We start from the raw sequence: 19085 nt of genomic DNA on the forward strand, positions 1-19085 counted from the left end.
CGTGTCTGGCGCTGAGGGAAATCTAGTTCCGATTCACCCGGTTCTCCAGATAGGACGCTAACGAATGGACAGAATGCCGCCGAGAGGGAGATTGGTTTTGCATAATGGCTATAACCCGATCAGCTAAGTGAAGCGGGCTCGCCGTGCGCCGAGGAGAGAACCCGTTGCCGCTCCGACAAACGCGTTGCTTGATAAAACAGCGGTATGGACAACACCGCCAGAGCCGCGCTTGCGAGCCAGACACTGTGTCCACCGAAATGACCGTAAAGCTGCCCGCCAAGCACAGGTGAAAGCAGCGCACTCGCACTCCAGCACATGAAAAAAAGGCCAAAGTACTGGCCGCTTTTTCCAGCTTGCGCATGCTGCATGACCAGCACGTTCAGGGGTGGCATGAACAGGGCTTCCCCCAGCGTCCAGACCACCGTCGAAAGGCAGGCGTAAAACACCCCGGAACCGAGCGGCAACATGCCGAGTCCGACCGCCAGCAACACACATCCCGCCACCAGTTGCCGACGTGCGCCCCAGCGTTCACCCCAGTGCGACAGCGGTATTTGCAATACCACAATCAGCATCGCATTGAGCCCGAACTGCCAACCGATGGCTTCAGTGCTCAACCGGTAGTAATCCCGCAGGTAATTGCCGAGCATGCTGTAGATCAAGTCGAACGCCATGCCGAGCAGGATCACCGCTGCCAGCAACCAGAGGAACGGTCGATCTCGATAGGGGACGCCTGTGCCTGTGCCGGCATCGGGCGTTTCGTCAGGAATCAGCACCGGTCGATGCCATGTCGTGCGGACAAACCAAAGCAATGCCAGCAGCGTCATGGCCGCGCTGACAAAGAACACCCAGCGAAAATCGGTCTGCGCCAGCACCCCGCCCGCCAAGCCAGCGGCAGCCATTCCGAGGTTTCTGGCGACACGGCTCAAGGCCTGCGCGCGAGGACGCTGCGCCACCTCGCAGTACTCCATGATCAGCCGCTGATGCAGCGTACGAATAGCTCCGTCGAGTGTCCCGCTGAGCAAAAGCAAACCTGCCAGCAGCGGCACCTGTGTGGTCAGCCCAAGCAAGACCAGCGTCCACACCGAGGCAAAAAACAGCGCAGCCGTCAGCCGCGCCGTGGGCACATGATCGCTCAGCCATCCGCCCAGCATCGAGCCGATCAGCAGTCCGGCGCCATAAGCGGACAGCAGCCAGCCGACTGTTTCAATGGCCAGCCCCAGTTCCTGATGCAGGTACAGCGCCATGAACAGCTTGACCATGCTGCTCAAGCGATTGATGAAAAGCAGCGCCGCCAGCACCCAGGCCATAGTGCAGAAATAGCCGTCCAGCCGCAGCAGGTGAGTCAGCCGACTCATCATTCCATTGATCCTTAAAAAGACAGCTATTTGCCAATTGCCTTTCGAACAGTAGACGGCTACGACTGAGTTGTCTCGAGTAGAAACGCCAACAACGCAAAACCAGAGTCAAGCTACCCGGCCAAAGGAAAAAACCTACGGAAAAAACCGTTGCGCAACAACCGCGGTCACTCCGAAAAATCAATTTCACAGACAAAAAAGCCCCCGGGGCTCACGCATCGGGGGCTTTCAGCAAAGCGACTCAGCGCTTAATGATGCTCACGCGTCGCACGGAATTTCACGTCCGGCCAGCGCTCTTCCATCAGCGCCAGGTTGACCCGCGTCGGGGCCAGGTAGGTCAGGTGACCGCCGCCGTCGATGGCGAGGTTTTCCACAGCCTTGATCTGGAATTCTTCGAGCTTCTTCTTATCGCTGCAATCGATCCAGCGCGCGGAATAAACGGTGATCGGCTCATAGGAGCACTCGACCTTGTATTCCTCTTTCAAACGGCTGGCGACCACATCGAACTGCAGCACACCGACGGCGCCGAGAATGATGTCGTTGCTGCGCGTCGGGAAGAACACTTGGGTCGCGCCCTCTTCCGCCAATTGCTGCAAGCCCTGACGCAGTTGCTTGGATTTCAGCGGATCACGCAGACGTACGCGACGGAACAGTTCCGGGGCGAAGTGCGGGATACCGGTGAAGCCCAGGACTTCGCCTTCGGTGAAGGTGTCGCCGATCTGGATGGTGCCGTGGTTGTGCAAACCAATGATGTCGCCGGCAAACGCTTCTTCCAGTTGCTCACGCTCGGAGGAGAAGAAGGTCAGCGCATCGCCGATCCGCACGTCCTTGCCGGTGCGCACGTGGCGCATCTTCATGCCTTTTTCGTACTTGCCGGAGCAGATACGCATGAAGGCGATACGGTCGCGGTGTTTCGGGTCCATGTTCGCCTGGATCTTGAACACGAAGCCGGCGAATTTCTCTTCAACCGGCTCCACGGTGCGCTCGTTGGCGACACGGGCCAGCGGTTTCGGCGCCCAATTGACCACGGCGTCGAGCACGTGATCGACACCGAAGTTGCCCAGTGCGGTACCGAAGAACACCGGGGTCAGTTGGCCGTCGAGGAATTCCTGTTGATTGAATTCGTGACACGCGCCCTGCACCAGTTCCAGCTGATCGACGAAGCGATCGTACTCGTCGCCCAAGTGCGCGCGGGCTTCATCGGAGTCGAGTTTCTCGATGATTTTCACATCGGTGCGCTCGTGGCCGTGGCCAGCGGTGTACACGATGATGTAGTCGTCGGCGAGGTGATAAACGCCCTTGAAATCGCGGTAGCAACCGATCGGCCAGGTGATCGGCGCTGCCTTGATCTTCAGGACCGCTTCGATTTCGTCGAGCAGTTCAATCGGGTCGCGGATGTCACGGTCGAGTTTGTTGATGAAGCTGACAATCGGCGTGTCACGCAGACGGCAAACGTCCATCAGCGCGATGGTGCGTGGCTCTACACCCTTACCGCCATCGAGGACCATCAATGCCGAGTCAACCGCCGTCAGGGTGCGGTAGGTATCTTCGGAGAAGTCTTCGTGGCCCGGGGTGTCGAGCAGGTTGATCATGTGATCGCGATACGGGAACTGCATGACCGACGTGGTAATGGAAATACCCCGTTGTTTTTCCATTTCCATCCAGTCGGAGGTGGCATGGCGGTCAGACTTGCGAGATTTCACCGTGCCAGCAATCGCAATCGCCTTGCCCATCAGCAAGAGCTTCTCGGTGATGGTGGTTTTACCGGCATCGGGGTGGGAAATAATGGCGAAAGTGCGGCGTTTCGCGACTTCGGCGGCCTGTTTGGTCATGGGAAATCGCCTGGCAGGTGATTCAAAAAAGGGCGGCGAGTATAGCGCAAACCGACATCTACGGACCACCGTTCGCCCTGTCGCCAACGGCGATCGACGGGCCAGAAGGGATATCAAGGGTGGCTAATTGCTGCTAATTATGGAACCTTTTAAAAGGTGCAGACGTCCACTCCCCTGTTACGGCACTCGTACCAGGGGCTGAAAAATCAGCAAGTTGGCCTGACGAGGCTGCGCTTATGGCTCGATCTCATGCGGTTTTATCAGCATGAAGAGCTGCTTCTCGCGAACGTTGATAATCCCGGCAGCCAGGAATGGCATGCCCCACGGGACTGCGTTCGCCGACAAAGAAAAAGGAGTCTGCCTGTGGCTATTCGCTATGGCAAAGGGCTGATAGGAGGTGCGGTTGTCGTCGCCCTTCTGGCCCTGCTGGTCCACTGGATTGGCATCAACACGATCGAACATTACCGCGACGATTTGTTGTTTTACCTGCAAGCTCATTTGATTCTCGTCCTCGCTTCCATGCTGGCCGCCCTCGTTGTGGGCATACCCGCCGGTATCTTCCTCAGCCGCCCGACCATGGTGGGCCGCGCTGAACGCTTCATGCAGATCTTCAACATCGGCAACACCGTGCCGCCTCTTGCCGTACTGGCCATCGCCCTGGGTATCCTCGGCATCGGCAGCGGCCCCGCGATTTTCGCCCTGTTCCTCGCCTCGCTGTTGCCGATCGTGCGCAACACCTATGAAGGCCTGAAAAACGTTCAGGGTTCGCTCAAGGAAGCGGCCGTCGGCATCGGCATGACACCGACTCAGGTGCTGTGGCGGGTCGAACTGCCGAACGCCGTGCCGATCATCATCGGTGGCGTGCGCGTGGCGCTGGCGATCAACGTCGGCACCGCACCGCTGGCGTTCCTGATCGGCGCCAACAGTCTGGGCAGCCTGATTTTCCCCGGCATCGCCCTGAACAATCAGCCGCAACTGCTGCTCGGCGCGGCCTGCACCGCCCTGCTGGCCTTGCTGCTCGACGGTCTGGTGACACTCGCCAGCCGCCTCTGGCTCGAACGCGGCCTCCGCCCGTCTTAAGCCTCGGCAAAGGAATATTCATGAAGACATCAAGCTTTTTAATAGGCTGCGTTCTGCTGTTCGCAGGATTTGCCCAAGCCGCTGAAAAACCGGTGATCCGCATTGGCGCCCGGGTGTTCACCGAACAAACCCTGTTGGCGGAAATCACCTCCCAATACCTGCGCACCAAGGGTTACGACACTCAGGTGACCGGCGGCCTGGGCAGCAACCTGGCCCGCAGCGCCCACGAAAGTGGTCAGCTGGACCTGATGTGGGAATACACCGGCGTCTCGCTGGTGGCTTACAACCACATCACTGAAAAACTCGACAGCGCGCAGTCCTACGCCAAGGTGAAAGAACTCGACGCGAAAAAAGGACTGATCTGGCTCACCCCGTCGAAATTCAGCAACACCTACGCCCTGGCCCTGCCAGAAAACACTGCGAAGGCGTATCCGCAGATCAACACCATCAGCGAGCTGAACACTGTGCTGCAGGCTGAGGCGAAGACCAATCACCTGGTGGCGCTGGACACCGAATTCGCCAACCGCTCCGACGGTCTGGACGGCATGGTCGACCTCTATGGCATGAACCTGACCCGCAAAAACATCCGCCAAATGGATGCCGGGCTGGTCTACACCGCCCTGCGCAATGGTCAGGTGTTTGCCGGTCTGGTCTACACCACCGACGGCCGATTGAACGCCTTCAAGCTGAAACTGCTGGAAGACGACAAGCATTACTTCCCGGACTACACCGCTGCGCCGGTGGTGCGTCAGGTCTACCTCGACGCCCATCCGAAACTCGCCGAAGAACTTCAGCCGCTGGCCGAACTGTTCGACGACGCGACCATGCGCCAGCTCAACGCGCGGGTCGATGTCGATCACGAAAGCCCTTCATCCGTTGCCGCCGATTTCCTGCGCCAGCACCCCATCAAATAAGGAGGAAAAGACATGGAATTTCTGAACGCCTTTTCCCATCTCGACTGGCCGTTGGTCCTGCAACTGACCGGGCAGCACATCACCCTTGTCGGCATCGCCGTGACCCTGGCGATTCTGGTCGGCGTGCCGCTCGGCATCCTGATGACACGCTTCCCGACCCTCGCCGGCCCGTTGCAAGCCAGCGCCACGGTGCTGCTGACGGTTCCGTCGATTGCCCTGTTCGGCCTGCTGCTGCCGTTCTACTCCAAATTCGGCCAGGGCCTCGGCCCGATGCCGGCGATCACCGCAGTGTTTTTGTACTCGCTGCTGCCGATCATGCGTAACACCTACCTCGCCCTGACCGGCGTCGACCCCGGAATTCGCGAAGCCGCCCGCGGCATCGGCATGACCTTCGGCCAGCGCCTGCGCATGGTCGAACTGCCGATCGCGGTGCCAGTGATCCTCGCCGGTGTGCGCACCGCCGTGGTGATGAACATCGGTGTGATGACCATCGCCGCCACCATCGGCGCCGGTGGCCTCGGTGTACTCATTCTCGCTTCCATCAGCCGCAGCGACATGTCGATGCTGATCGTCGGCGCCGTGCTGGTCAGTCTCCTGGCCATCTTCGCCGACCTGCTTCTGCAATGGCTGCAACGCACGCTGACTCCAAAAGGATTGCTCAAATGATCGAACTTCAAAACCTCAGCAAGACCTTCCAAAGCAACGGCAAAGATGTGAAAGCCGTGGACTCGGTAAGCCTGACCGTCAATGAAGGCGAGATCTGTGTGTTCCTCGGGCCATCGGGCTGCGGCAAAAGCACCACGCTGAAAATGATCAACCGCCTGATCAAGCCGACCTCCGGCAAGATCCTGATCAACGGCGAAGACACCACCGACCTCGACGCCGTGACCCTGCGCCGCAACATCGGTTATGTGATCCAGCAGATCGGTCTGTTCCCGAACATGACCATCGAGGAAAACATCACCATCGTTCCGCGTCTGCTGGGTTGGGACAAACAGAAATGCCACGACCGCGCCCGCGAGTTGATGAGCATGATCAAGCTTGAGCCCAAGCAGTACCTGACTCGCTATCCGCGTGAGTTGTCCGGTGGACAGCAGCAACGGATCGGCGTGATTCGTGCGCTGGCGGCGGATGCGCCGTTGTTGCTGATGGACGAACCGTTTGGCGCGGTCGACCCGATCAACCGCGAGATGATTCAGAACGAGTTCTTCGAGATGCAACGCGCGCTGAACAAGACCGTGATCATGGTCAGCCACGACATCGACGAAGCCATCAAGCTGGGCGACAAGATCGCAATCTTCCGCGCGGGTAAACTGCTGCAGATCGACCACCCGGACACGCTGCTGGCGCACCCGGCGGATGACTTTGTCAGCAACTTCGTTGGCCAGGACAGCACCCTCAAGCGTCTGTTGTTGGTAAAAGCCGAAGACGCAGCGGACAACGCTCCGTCGGTGAGCCCGGAAACGCCAGTAGCTGAAGCCCTGGAGTTGATGGACGAACTGGACCGTCGCTACGTGGTGGTCACTGATGGTGAGAACAAAGCGCTGGGCTACGTGCGCCGTCGCGACCTGCACCGCCAGACCGGCACCTGCGCGCAATACCTGCGCGAGTTCAACGCCACCGCGGCGTACGACGAGCATTTGCGCATCCTGCTGTCGCGCATGTACGAGTTCAACCGCTCGTGGTTGCCGGTGATGGATGCGGAGCGGGTGTTCCTTGGGGAGGTGACCCAGGAATCGATTGCCGAATACCTGAGTTCCGGCAAGTCCCGTGGCGGCAAGACCAGCATTGTTTCGCCAGCCGAGACTGCTGTCGCCTGATCTGACGCCATCGCGAGCAGGCTCGCTCCCACATTGGATCGGTGATGTGCATGAAATCTGTGCATCGACACTTATCCCCTGTGGGAGCGAGCCTGCTCGCGATTGGGGCAATACAACTCCCGCCTGACACACCTCAAATCTCCCTGTCAGGGGAACATCACACTGTCATGCAGGTCGGTTACATCAGTAGCTACCCAGGACCGCACGACGGATGTGTGTAAAAACGCGACATTTTTTGTTGATCTCAAGCTCCTCACGCCCTAAAGTTCGCGCCGAACGTCCATGCTGGAAACGATCCATCCGGCTCAAGTACTGACGACGAGACAGCAAGGCCAAGGGAAAGCACCGCGTCCCATGGCCTTTTTGCTTTCGGCGACATGCCTTGGGAAGTAGGCGAACCAAAGTGGGGATACGGAGGACGTTCATTTGCACCCATTGATTAATCTAGTTTGCCAGTAGGAGTTCCCAGCATGTCGATCAACGTCGAAGACTATTTCGCGCGCGATACCTTCAACAAAATGAAGGCCTTCGCCGACAAACAAGAAACCCCGTTCGTGGTGATCGACACCGCGATGATCAGCCAGGCCTATGACGACCTGCGCGCCGGTTTCGAATTCGCCAAGGTCTACTACGCGGTCAAGGCCAACCCGGCCGTCGAAATCATCGACCTGCTCAAAGAGAAAGGCTCGAACTTCGACATCGCTTCGATCTACGAGCTCGACAAAGTGATGAACCAGGGCGTCGGCCCGGATCGCATCAGCTACGGCAACACCATCAAGAAATCCAAGGACATTCGCTACTTCTACGAGAAGGGCGTGCGTCTGTATGCCACCGACTCCGAAGCCGACCTGCGCAACATCGCCAAGGCTGCACCGGGTTCGAAAGTCTACGTGCGCATCCTCACCGAAGGCTCGACCACCGCTGACTGGCCTCTGTCGCGCAAATTCGGCTGCCAGACCGACATGGCCATGGACCTGCTGATCCTCGCTCGCGACCTGGGCCTGGTGCCTTACGGCATCTCGTTCCACGTCGGTTCACAGCAGCGCGACATCAGCGTCTGGGACGCGGCGATCGCCAAGGTCAAAGTGATCTTCGAACGCCTGAAAGAAGAAGACGGCATCGTTCTCAAGCTGATCAACATGGGCGGTGGCTTCCCGGCCAACTACATCACCCGCACCAACAGCCTGGAAACCTACGCTGAAGAAATCATCCGTTTCCTCAAGGAAGACTTCGGCGACGAGCTGCCGGAAATCATCCTGGAGCCGGGCCGTTCGTTGATTGCCAACGCCGGCATCCTGGTCAGTGAAGTGGTGCTGGTCGCCCGTAAATCCCGTACCGCGGTAGAGCGATGGGTGTACACGGATGTGGGCAAGTTCTCCGGCCTGATCGAAACCATGGACGAAGCCATCAAGTTCCCGATCTGGACCGAAAAGAAAGGCGAAATGGAAGAAGTGGTCATCGCCGGTCCAACCTGCGACAGCGCTGACATCATGTACGAAAACTACAAGTACGGTTTGCCACTGAACCTGGCGATTGGTGATCGTTTGTACTGGTTGTCGACCGGTGCGTACACCACCAGCTACAGCGCGGTTGAATTCAATGGCTTCCCGCCGCTGAAGTCGTTTTACGTGTAACTGACGCTTCGAGTTTCAAACACCCAATGAAAAACCCATGACAGTGTCATGGGTTTTTTTATTAAAAGACCTTGGCCATTTTCAACAATTGGTCAGACATGGATTTAACATCCTCCAGTGAGCCGGTAATCATCGGCAAAGAGGCCTTGGCACGCATCATCGTTTGTTGAGGATAATGAGTCGCCAGCGACCGTTTGGTTTCATCGAGCATGTAGGTCCAGCGGTAACAGAAATCACCGAGGTTACGGGCGGCGACACTGGCTTGCCGGTAAAGATCGCCAAGGCGTCCCATGTGCGCTCGGGACATCTCTTGCCGTTCCGTTTGCGAGTACGGATGGTCAGGATCGTAAACCATGCCCGGCAACCCAATTCGACCCAAGGTGTAATAGGCTTCAATCTTGGACATCGGGCCTTCGGTACTTAACGGCAATGTCAGCGATTCGATGAAGCGAATAAAAATGCTGTGGATCGACACCGCAAGTTTAGTTACCTGCAACTTGAAGTCCGTCACTGCATATTGGCAACGTTCGAGCCGCGCATAGAGTTCGCGCATCACATCAATCACATTGGCACAGGGCGCATTGCCCCAACCGGCAGATCTGACAACGGCGAACTGCTGCGGATCAATTACCGAAATCGCCAAACGCCGATTCTCGGTAACGCTGACAATCGCCTGAAACTCGCGGATAAAACCGCTCACATCCTGCAGTACCCGAGTCGACACGTTACCAAGGCAAGGTACGGTAATACCGATCGCTCGCCAGCAGACCGCGTTGCCACGCGCAACTTGAATCAATGCCTGAGAATCGGGCCGAGGCAATAAGGTATATCCGGATCGGGCGATAGAATCTGAGAACCGGTTGATTTCTCCAAGTGCGCCAGGCAAGTCGTTCAAAAAAACAATGTATTGCTTCAACGAGGCAAAATTCTTTTCTGCCAATAAATAATCCAGCATCAGTCTCTCCTTGGCCTGACAAAACCTCGACTGCCAGCGTCAAAGTTGCCGCTGGCAGTCCGTGGTCATCCGTTTGTCAGCGCCTTGGCATCGACACGGGCGCGAGGAACTTGATAAACAGCGGTGCCTGCACCTTGAATGCATTGTCCAGCGCTTCGACATCGGCAAATTGCGCTGCGGCGGTGGCCGTCAGGAACTGCCGATAAGCTGTCGCAGCACCGCTATAGACAGTGGCGTATTCATGTCGCGAGTCCTCTATCGAAAGAATCGCCTGCAAGTATTTAGTCCTGCCGAGTGATGCCTGAATAATTGAATTCTGGACATCAATCTTCTCGACCAAGGCATCAATCTTCAGCTTCAACTTGTCACTCTCGCGAAGCATGTCGATAAAAGCAATTGTCTTGCCGGCGTCGATTAATGTTTTTTTAAGTTGGTCGATCGCCATCATCACCAGTTGAATCTCTGTAGGAGCCAGGCCCAACTGAGTGACCTTGGCAAGGGTCAGTTCAATGTCTTTGCCAAGTGCTTCAACGCCTGCCTTTCCCAGGGTAGCGACGGCTTCAGAGATGGTTTTGCGCTCATCCGTGAACGCCTGCAACTTCAATTGCAGATCACTGATTTCATCTTTGGCCATTTGCTCTTCGTGCGCAAAATCAACCAGGTAAGTCTGGACCAGGCGTCGATCGAACGAATCGCTGATATTCGCCAGGCATTGGTCAATTTTGGACGACTTCTCCTTGATTACATCGGCGGCCTGCTTCAAGAGTCGCTTACGATCGCCATCGATTTCTTCGATAACTAGCGGGTCAGCCTCGCTCAGTCGTTCTTTTTCGAGGTCTTCAAGACCGCGCTGAATGATTTCGAGTTCGTACTTGCTGGTCTGAGCGGCGCCTTGTAACTCGTTGCTTCCCCGACCGACCTCTCTGACAACGCTGTCGAAGCGGCTGAACAAGTCCGGCAAATAACCAAGCTTGACCTGCCAGGTATTGGCCTGAATGCGCGCATTACGCATGTGTTCGTGATGGGTACTTAATGCCGCCAAATCGAGCGGCGGATAGGCCGAATTGAACAGGCTTACAACATTCATTGAACGTGCTCCCAACGAGTTATTGCGTGAAAATTCCTCCTGAGCCTCCTTGAACACCAGAATAAGAGCGTCGGCATCGGTCTCGATTTTTCTCCATGGATTAACGACCAGCCTGAATTGCGCGATGAACTGTCGCAGCGACAACGCATCGTTGATGGTAGCGATAGCTTTGGAAGAGTTTGCGACAGCATCGTGCAAGACGTTCCAGGTATAGATAAGGTTTTTTGTCGCGATTTCGGCATCGATTGCCACGATTTCAAGACTCTGCAAGTCGTGCTTTACACGCGCCAGAGAACCCAAGGTCTGATTCATGCTGTCCAGCTTCAGAATGTCGCGATCCTGTTGGGCATACAGTTCGTTACGCGCTGCACGAATGTTTTCAGCTTCGACGCCCATATAGATAGCCATCGCCAACCCGACAATGTTCATACCAGCCGCGGCTTTCAATGCCTCCTGAACGGCCGCTTTATACTCAGTATTCTTTAGTTCAATCTCGGCGGAACGATCATCAATTTTCACTTGCAGATTTTTTATTTCTGCCGACAAGGTATTATTTTTTATCAGATCAACCTTGTATTGGATGCCAGGCAGAATGTACTCCTGAAGATCCATACCAAACGCATCGAGGTCTTTCTTGATGCCGCGAGTAATATTTAAGTTCTTATCAACTTCTTCAAATATCCTGTCGAGAAAATAACCCAAATCACTCAGCGTATCGCTTTCCAGTTGCAGACCTGGAAACTTGTCGCCCAACGCGGCCTGCAGCGCTCTTAGTTGTTCAACCGTTTTAATGTCGTGCAGGTCCAGCAGATTGCCAGCCCTTACGTCGGAGTAGACTTCTTCCATCGATGCACCATACGTCAGCATGCTCGTTGCGAAGTTACTGAGGCCGCGGCCTGTCATCATGATGCGTTCGCGCAAGTCCGTCCAACGCGAGGCATGGTTGTGAGTATTGAGAAAAGTGGTCAGGAAGTCCGCGGGGGAAAGGCCCGGACCACCATCCTGACCGGCACCGAAGCGCAGATAGTCAGTAACGTCTTTCAAAGTACGCGGAAGCCTGAAAGCGGCAGCCTGATACTTGTGCAGATCGATGATTTGTTTTTTAGTCAGCAACAGCCCCGTGGCACGTACATCACTATTAGAGCCCGAAGCGGATGCACTGATTAACCGCGCCGGAGCTTCAGCGGCGTACTGCAATATTTGCTCGGGAGAAGCGTTTTTCAGAGCGTCATCCCACAATTTATTACCAGACATAATTATTCCTTTAATCAGTCAACACACAATTAGATATTTAATAACGTGATTTGCAGAGCCGGAACATTACAACCATTCAAACTGCGCACTGGAAATAAAACACAATGCAGCGCCACTGCAAAGTGCAAACTTACGAGGATATATTTATAAAAAATACCAACGCCTGGCGAGCAAGCAACTAATCCACTCGCGTGACAAGCCGACGACGAACTTCAAATGTTTACTTGGTTGGCTGCCCGTGCGCGATATTCCACGGCCATTGCTTGCACTTGCGCGTGGGGCACGTTCGACAGTGTCTGCGCCGCGATACTTAAAAAAGCCGAATGCCCCGCGTGCATTGCCCGGCGATACCAGACCAGCGCTTCTTCGATGTGCGAGAGTTCCACCAGAACGCTGGCATAACTGAACTGCCCACGAAAATCACCGCCCAGCGCCGAACGTCGATACCAATCAAACGCCGTCACAGGATCAGCAGGACAAAAATGGCCTTGCTCCAGATATCGTCCCAGCAAGTTCATCGATTTCGCATGGCCCAGTTCCGCTGCCCGGCGATAAAGATTCAACGCTTGCGCCTGATCCTCAATAACGCCGCGCCCGGTGGCCAACAGGTTGGCGTAGTTGTACATCGCCCAATCCAGTCCGGCTTCGGCGGCCTGGCGATAATGCCCCGCAGCAACCGAAGCATCGGCAACGCAACCCCAGCCATGTTCATGACAACGACCGAGCATGTTGCGCGCCATCAAGTGCCCGCCCTGAGCGGCTATCTCGAACCAGCGCACGGCCAGCGGCTGATCCTGCTCGATGCCCTGCCCATCCAGCAGAATCTGCCCGAGCAAGGCCTGAGCATCCAGCACGCCTTCGCGGGCCGCGATCAGAATCGCCTGGGCGGCACGTGCCGGGCTTTCTTCGAGCATGGCTTTGAGCCGATCACCGTCGAGGATTTCCTCGCGGCGCAGTTGATAACTCATACCTCGACCCAGCGACGCAACAGGTTGTGATAAGTGCCGGTGAGGCGAATCAGCGAAGGGTGGTCGGGCATGTCCTGGGTCAGTTGCTGGATCGCTCCGTCCATCTCGAACAGCAAGGCGCGCTGGCTGTCTTCGCGCACGAGGCTTTGAGTCCAGAAGAACGAGGCGTAGCGAGTGCCGCGCGTCACGGCGTTGACCTTGTGCAGGCTGGTGCCGGGGTACAGAACCATGTCGCCGGCCGGCAACTTCACCCGTTGGGTGCCGAAGGTGTCCTGGATTTCCAGTTCACCGCCGTCGTAGTCGTCCGGTTCGCTGAAGAACAGAGTGGCCGACAAATCGGTACGCACCCGCTCGATGCTGCCCTTGGGCTGGCGCACGGAGTTGTCGATGTGAAAGTCGAAACTGCCGCCGGCCGTGTAACAGTTCAGTAACGGAGGGAAGACTTTGTGCGGCAACGCGGCTGACATGAACAGCGGATTTTTCCACAGCCGTTCCAGCATCGCCGCGCCGACTTCCTTGGCCAGCGGATGACCTTCCGGCAGCTGCAGATTGTGCTTGGCTTTGGCCGACTGGTAGCCGGCGGTGATCTTGCCGTCAGCCCAATCTGCCTGCTCCAGAGCCTCGCGGATGCGCTGCACTTCTTCTTTCGCGAACACGCCGGGAATGTGCAGCAGCATGGGATGACACCTGAAGGCAAAGGGGCGCCAATGGTATTGATTCTTATTGACTCTGTAAAACCCCCAAGACGAACGAGACAGCAAAAACCGTAAGGGTAAATTGTAAAGAATGTAAATTCCTCGCGAATAGTAACGTTTCGCAATTGATACAAATACCTGTTTACCCTATATTCCGCGGCCTCAAATCCTTGGGGAGGGGAATTCTCATGTCACGCCAACAACTACAATTACCGGTCAGTTCACCGCGCTTGCTCGCGTCTGCAATTGGCGTGGCGATCACTGCCGGCTCTGCGGGCCATATGGCTTTCGCGGCTGAACAGGCCGAGGAAAAAGCACCGAGCAACGTGATTTCCCTGGGCGCTACCGCTATCAACGGCGAAGCTCAGGATGAGACTTCCTACCACGTCGAAAAAGCCTCCTCGCCCAAGTACACCGCGCCGCTTGTGGACACGCCGCGTTCGATCACCGTCATCCCGCAACAAGTGCTCAAGGACACTGGCGCCCTCAACATGCAGGACGCGCTGCGCACTGTTCCAGGCATCACCTTCGGTGCCGGTGAAGGTGGCAACCCGCAAGGCGACCGCCCATTCATTCGCGGCTTCGATGCCCAGGGCGATACGTATCTGGACGGCGTGCGCGATACCGGTTCGCAAAGCCGCGAGATCTTCGCCGTTGAGTCGATCGAAGTCAGCAAAGGCCCGAACTCGGCCATGGGCGGCCGTGGCGCTGCCGGTGGCAGCATCAACCTGGTGAGCAAAAAGGCGCACCTTGGCAATTCGCTCGATGGCGGTTTCACCTGGGGTTCCGACCAGACCCAGCGTTACACCCTGGATAGCAACTATCAGTTCACCGACACCGCCGCTGGCCGTCTGAACCTGATGAGCCACGAAAGCAACGTCGCTGGCCGTGACACTGTCGATTACGATCGCTGGGGCATCGCACCGTCGCTGGCCTTCGGCCTGGGCACCGACACTCGCGTCAACCTCGACTACTACCACCTGGAAAGCAACGACACGCCAGATTCCGGCATTCCATACAGCATTCCGGTCGCGGGTTCGACGGCTCGCACCAAGTCCAACCCGGACAAGCCTGACGATGGCGGCGACAGCAGCAACTTCTACGGTCTGGACGGCCGCGACTTCCGCAAGGGCCGCACCGACACCGCAACCATCGCCATCGAGCACGATCTGAGCGACGCTCTGACCGTTAAGAACACCTTGCGCCACGGCAGCAGCATGCAGGACTACATCCTGACCCAGCCGGACGACAGCAAGGGCAACGTCAACAACGGCAGCGTCTGGCGTCGGGCCAACACCCGGGTCAGCAACACCGAAACCACCACTAACCAGACTGATCTGTTTGGCGACGTCTACATCGCCGGATTCAAAAACAGCTTCTCTACCGGTATCGAGTTGAGCCGCGAGGAAAGCGAAAAGTCCTCGTATAACGTCAACACCGACACCACCCCGAGAACGACCGCGCCTCCTGCGAGCACCAACTGCACACCGGCGATGATTGGCGCACCGAGCGGTTACAACTGTACTTCGCTGTCCAACCCGAACCCGAACGACCCATGGAACGGTGCAATCTCGCGTAACTACGCTGGCACCGACACCAAAGCCAACACCTATGCGCTGTATGTGTTCGACACGCTGGAGTTGTCCGAGCAATGGCTGGTGAACATGGGCCTGCGTTACGACCATTTCGACACCCAATACCGCACCTTTGACAGCGCAGGGGCGACGGTCGTAAACAAAGGCGTACCTGCAAAAGGCAAAGACACCAGCGAATTCGTCACCGGGCAATTCGGTGTGGTCTACAAGCCGGCCGAAAACGGCAGCATTTATGCGTCCTACGCGACTTCTGCCACTCCACCTGGCGCCACCCTCGGCGAAGGCATGGACGGCAACCCGCTGGGTGGCACGGTGGATCGCAACAAAGATGTGCTCAAAAGCGACATGGAGCCGGAAACCACCAAGAACTACGAAATCGGTACCAAGTGGGACCTGCTGAACGATCGCCTGTCGTTGACCGCCGACATCTTCCGCACCGAGAAAGAAAACGCTCGTGTTCAAGTCGACACAACCGCCTATGAAAACGCCGGCAAAACCCGCGTTCAAGGTATCGAACTGTCGGCCAGCGGCAAGATCACCGACAAATGGCAAGTGTTCGCCGGTTACGCATACATGGACAGCGAGCAGGTCGATGGCGGCCCGCTGAACCGCGCCACCGACGGCAACGAGCTGCCTAACACACCGAAAAACAGTGCCAGCCTGTGGACGACTTATCAGGTCACGCCGAAGCTGACCATCGGTGGCGGTGCGTTTTATGTCGATGATGTGTTCGGCAGCGTGGCCAACACCACCATGGTTGATTCCTACGTTCGTTACGACGCAATGGCCGCGTACAAGCTGAGCAAAAACGTCGACCTGCAACTGAACGTGCAGAACCTGACGGATGAAACCTACTACGACAAAGCTTTCTCGACCCACTTCGCCAACCAGGCGGCGGGTCGTACAGCATTGCTGAGCACCAACTTCCACTTCTGATCCTGTGGGAGCGAGCCGGCTCCGGGCGGCGCTCCGACAAATACGGTGTCGATCGCACTTTATCTGTTGGGGCTGACGTAGCCTTCGCGAGCAGGCTCGCTCCCACACTAGAGTGGTGGGCAAAACACCCTGGCCCCGTTCATCTCTATGAACGGGGCTTTTGTGCGTAAGAAAGAATGTTTCTCGACAACCCACGGCATAATGCGCGCCGTGATCAATATTTTCGAACGAACAAGGCGAGCAACGTGTTGAAGAAAACCCTGTTCCAGTTGCACTGGTTTTTCGGCATCAGCGCCGGACTGGTCCTGGCCCTGATGGGCATCACCGGGGCGACGGTGTCGTTTCAGGATGAAATCCTGCGCGCGCTGAACCCTTCTGTGTTGCAGGTCGAAAAGCAGGTCGCCGGCGTCCTGCCGCCCGCTGAACTGGTGGAAAAAATCGAAGGCGCCTCGGGCAAGAAAGTCTCGATGCTCTGGGTCGAGACCGACAGCGGTAACGCCGCGCGCGTGATCTTTACTCCGCCACCGGGCGAGCGCCGTGGGCAGATGCGCTACTTCGACCCGTACACCGCCGAGTTCATGGGCGACGCCACCGGCCAGGATTTCTTCGGCCTGATGCTGCAACTGCACCGTTTCCTCGCCATGGGCGATAGCGGTCGGCAAATCACCGGTGCGTGCACGCTGATTCTGCTGTTCTTCTGCCTGTCCGGTCTGTACCTGCGCTGGCCGCGCCAGTGGAAAAGCTGGCGTGCCTGGCTGACCTTTGACTGGAAGAAAAAAGGCCGCAGCTTCAACTGGGATTTGCACTCCGTCGCCGGTACCTGGTGCCTGGTGTTTTACCTCCTGGCAGCGCTCACCGGGTTGTCCTGGTCCTATGAGTGGTACAACAAGGGCCTGACCCGATTGCTTTCCGACTCACCACAGAACGAGCGCGTCCGTAGCGGTCGTGGCCCTGCGCCAAGCGGCCCGGCGCCCACCGCCGACTACGCAGCGATGTGGAGCAGCATCTACAGCGCTGCCGGCCCGGCACTGAGTGCCTACAACATCCGCATGCCGCCCGTGGCCGGGCAGCCGACCACCGTGTTCTACCTGTTGAACACCTCACCTCACGACCGCGCGCTGAACCGGATCACGCTGGACCCGGCGACCGGCATCGTCGCGCGGCATGATCGCTACAGCGACAAGAGCCTCAAGGCGCAGTTGCTGACCAGCATCTACGCGCTGCACGTCGGCAGCTATTTCGGCATTGTCGGGCGGATCATCCTGACGATCAGCGCGCTGACGATGCCGCTGTTTTTCGTCACCGGTTGGTTGTTGTACCTCGATCGTCGACGCAAGAAAAAGCAGATCAAGGATGCTCGCAAAGGCCTTGCACAACCGGGTAGCGACGCGCCAGCGTGGCTGATCGGCTTCGCCAGCCAGAGCGGCTTTGCCGAGCAATTGGCGTGGCAGACCGCCGGGCAATTACAGGCTGCAGGCCTGCCGGTGAAGGTTCAGCCGCTGGCGGACGTCAGCGAGCAAGACTTGCGTGATTCCAGCAATGCGTTGTTCGTGGTCAGCACCTTCGGCGACGGTGAAGCACCGGACAGCGCCCGGGGTTTCGAGCGCAAAGTGCTGGGTCGGACGTTGAGCCTGGAAAGCCTGAACTACGCCGTGCTCGGGCTTGGTGATCGCCAGTATCAACATTTCTGCGGCTTCGCCCGACGCTTGCACACCTGGCTGGGCGAGCACGGCGGCAAGACCCTGTTCGCCCCGGTGGAAGTCGACAGCGGCGACCCTTACGCCTTGCGTCACTGGCAGCAACAACTGGGTCTACTGACCGGACAGGCGCCCGTGGACACCTGGCAAGCGCCAAGGTACGACAACTGGAACCTGACCCGCCGTGAGTTGCTCAACCCTGACAGCGCGAGTTCTGGTGTGTACTTGCTGGGCCTCACCGCCCCCACCACCAGCAGTTGGCTGGCCGGTGACCTGGTGGAAGTGTTGCCGCGCAATTGTCCGTGGGCGATCGAACATTTCCTCGATGGCCTGGGCATTGACGGTCGCGCCACGGTTGCGCTCGATGGCCTGTCGCAACCGCTGGAGCAAGCCCTCGCCAGTCGACAACTGCCAGAAAACAGAACTCACCTGGTAGGCCTGCATGCCCAGGCGCTGGTGAATGCGCTGGTGCCCTTGGCCATGCGCGAATACTCCATCGCCTCGATCGCCGCCGATGGCATCCTCGAACTGATCGTGCGCCAGGAACTGCATCCCGACGGCAGCCTGGGCGTCGGCTCCGGCTGGCTGACCGAACACGCCCCGGTGGGCGGCACCATCAGCCTGCGCGTACGACGCAACAGCGGTTTCCACCTGCCGACCGAGCCGACACCGATGATCCTGCTGGGCAACGGCACCGGCCTGGCCGGGCTGCGCAGCTTGCTCAAGGCGCGGATCGCCGATGGGCAGCAACGTCATTGGCTGTTGTTCGGCGAACGCAATCGCGAGCATGACTATCTGTGTCGCGATGAGCTGGAGGAGTGGTTGATTTCGGGGGATCTGGAGCGGCTGGACCTGGCGTTTTCCCGAGACCAGGCCGAGAAGATCTACGTGCAGGATCTGCTGCGTGAGTCGGCGGACGAGCTGAAAAAATGGCTGGCCGAGGGGGCGGTCATTTACATCTGCGGCAGCTTGCAAGGGATGGCTTCAGGCGTGGATCACGTGCTCAACGAAATACTCGGAATTGCAGAGGTCGACCGCCTGATCGAGCAAGGTCGCTACCGACGCGACGTCTACTAAAAGAGCCCCTCACCCTAGCCCTCCCGAAACGTCGGACCGCCCGTAGGGAGAGGGGACTGACCGAGGTGTCTCACGTTATACATCGACCTGAAAAATCGAGTCGAACTCAGGTTTGGATACGATGAAGATCGGCTCCCTTTCCCCCTCTCCCCATGGGGAGAGGGCTGGGGTGAGGGGTCGATTTCA

At 57.7% G+C, this 19085-nt stretch carries 13 protein-coding genes; 7 read left to right on the plus strand and 6 right to left on the minus strand.

Annotation, left to right across the window (positions count from 1 at the left end):
* Window positions 1–119 precede the first annotated feature (119 nt).
* Together ACYZUA_RS27575 and ACYZUA_RS27580 are read right to left on the minus strand one after the other, a co-directional pair.
* Window positions 120–1358 carry an MFS transporter gene (locus tag ACYZUA_RS27575; protein ID WP_461961375.1) on the minus strand — a complete coding sequence of 413 codons (1239 nt, stop codon included), beginning with the start codon at window positions 1356–1358 and terminating at the stop codon, window positions 120–122.
* A gap of 245 nt (window positions 1359–1603) precedes the next feature.
* Window positions 1604–3187 carry a peptide chain release factor 3 gene (locus ACYZUA_RS27580; RefSeq protein ID WP_131062973.1) on the minus strand — a complete coding sequence of 528 codons (1584 nt, stop codon included), beginning with the start codon at window positions 3185–3187 and terminating at the stop codon, window positions 1604–1606.
* A gap of 363 nt (window positions 3188–3550) precedes the next feature.
* Between ACYZUA_RS27580 and ACYZUA_RS27585 the strand changes: the two genes are divergently transcribed.
* The 5 genes from ACYZUA_RS27585 to ACYZUA_RS27605 all read left to right on the plus strand — a co-directional run bounded on the left by ACYZUA_RS27585 (window position 3551) and on the right by ACYZUA_RS27605 (window position 8635).
* Complete coding sequence (locus ACYZUA_RS27585) at window positions 3551–4267, plus strand: ABC transporter permease (RefSeq protein WP_008148956.1); 717 nt, start codon at window positions 3551–3553, stop codon at window positions 4265–4267.
* A gap of 20 nt (window positions 4268–4287) precedes the next feature.
* Complete coding sequence (locus tag ACYZUA_RS27590; RefSeq protein ID WP_461961376.1) at window positions 4288–5181, plus strand: glycine betaine ABC transporter substrate-binding protein; 894 nt, start codon at window positions 4288–4290, stop codon at window positions 5179–5181.
* Window positions 5182–5193: 12 nt separating this feature from the next.
* A complete protein-coding gene (locus ACYZUA_RS27595; protein ID WP_008148960.1) occupies window positions 5194–5847 on the plus strand; it encodes an ABC transporter permease in 654 nt (217 codons plus the stop codon).
* Window positions 5844–7001 carry an osmoprotectant ABC transporter ATP-binding protein OsmV gene (locus tag ACYZUA_RS27600; protein WP_438658036.1) on the plus strand — a complete coding sequence of 386 codons (1158 nt, stop codon included), beginning with the start codon at window positions 5844–5846 and terminating at the stop codon, window positions 6999–7001. Before ACYZUA_RS27595 ends, ACYZUA_RS27600 begins: the two co-directional genes overlap by 4 nt.
* A gap of 470 nt (window positions 7002–7471) precedes the next feature.
* On the plus strand, window positions 7472–8635 hold the full coding sequence (locus tag ACYZUA_RS27605; protein WP_461961377.1) for a type III PLP-dependent enzyme: 1164 nt from the start codon (window positions 7472–7474) through the stop codon (window positions 8633–8635).
* A 61-nt stretch (window positions 8636–8696) separates the two neighbouring features.
* On the opposite strand, the gene ACYZUA_RS27610 is transcribed toward ACYZUA_RS27605, so the two are convergent.
* The 4 genes from ACYZUA_RS27610 to ACYZUA_RS27625 form a co-directional block, all read right to left on the minus strand.
* Complete coding sequence (locus ACYZUA_RS27610; RefSeq protein ID WP_461961378.1) at window positions 8697–9590, minus strand: hypothetical protein; 894 nt, start codon at window positions 9588–9590, stop codon at window positions 8697–8699.
* A gap of 76 nt (window positions 9591–9666) precedes the next feature.
* Window positions 9667–11931: an alpha-xenorhabdolysin family binary toxin subunit A gene (locus tag ACYZUA_RS27615; protein ID WP_461961379.1), complete on the minus strand. Its 2265-nt coding sequence runs from the start codon at window positions 11929–11931 to the stop codon at window positions 9667–9669.
* A gap of 212 nt (window positions 11932–12143) precedes the next feature.
* Window positions 12144–12899 (minus strand): tetratricopeptide repeat protein, encoded by a 756-nt coding sequence (locus ACYZUA_RS27620; RefSeq protein WP_461961380.1) that lies wholly within the window; start codon window positions 12897–12899, stop codon window positions 12144–12146.
* On the minus strand, window positions 12896–13576 hold the full coding sequence (locus ACYZUA_RS27625; RefSeq protein WP_461961381.1) for a Fe2+-dependent dioxygenase: 681 nt from the start codon (window positions 13574–13576) through the stop codon (window positions 12896–12898). The genes ACYZUA_RS27620 and ACYZUA_RS27625 overlap by 4 nt, the downstream gene beginning before the upstream one ends.
* A 206-nt stretch (window positions 13577–13782) precedes the next feature.
* Between ACYZUA_RS27625 and ACYZUA_RS27630 the strand changes: the two genes are divergently transcribed.
* On the plus strand, window positions 13783–16125 hold the full coding sequence (locus ACYZUA_RS27630) for a TonB-dependent receptor (protein ID WP_461961382.1): 2343 nt from the start codon (window positions 13783–13785) through the stop codon (window positions 16123–16125).
* A gap of 245 nt (window positions 16126–16370) precedes the next feature.
* Window positions 16371–18899, plus strand: a complete 2529-nt coding sequence (locus ACYZUA_RS27635; RefSeq protein ID WP_461961383.1) for a PepSY domain-containing protein — start codon at window positions 16371–16373, stop codon at window positions 18897–18899.
* Window positions 18900–19085: the final 186 nt, after the last annotated feature.

This window comes from Pseudomonas sp. LS2P72, from assembly GCF_054897865.1.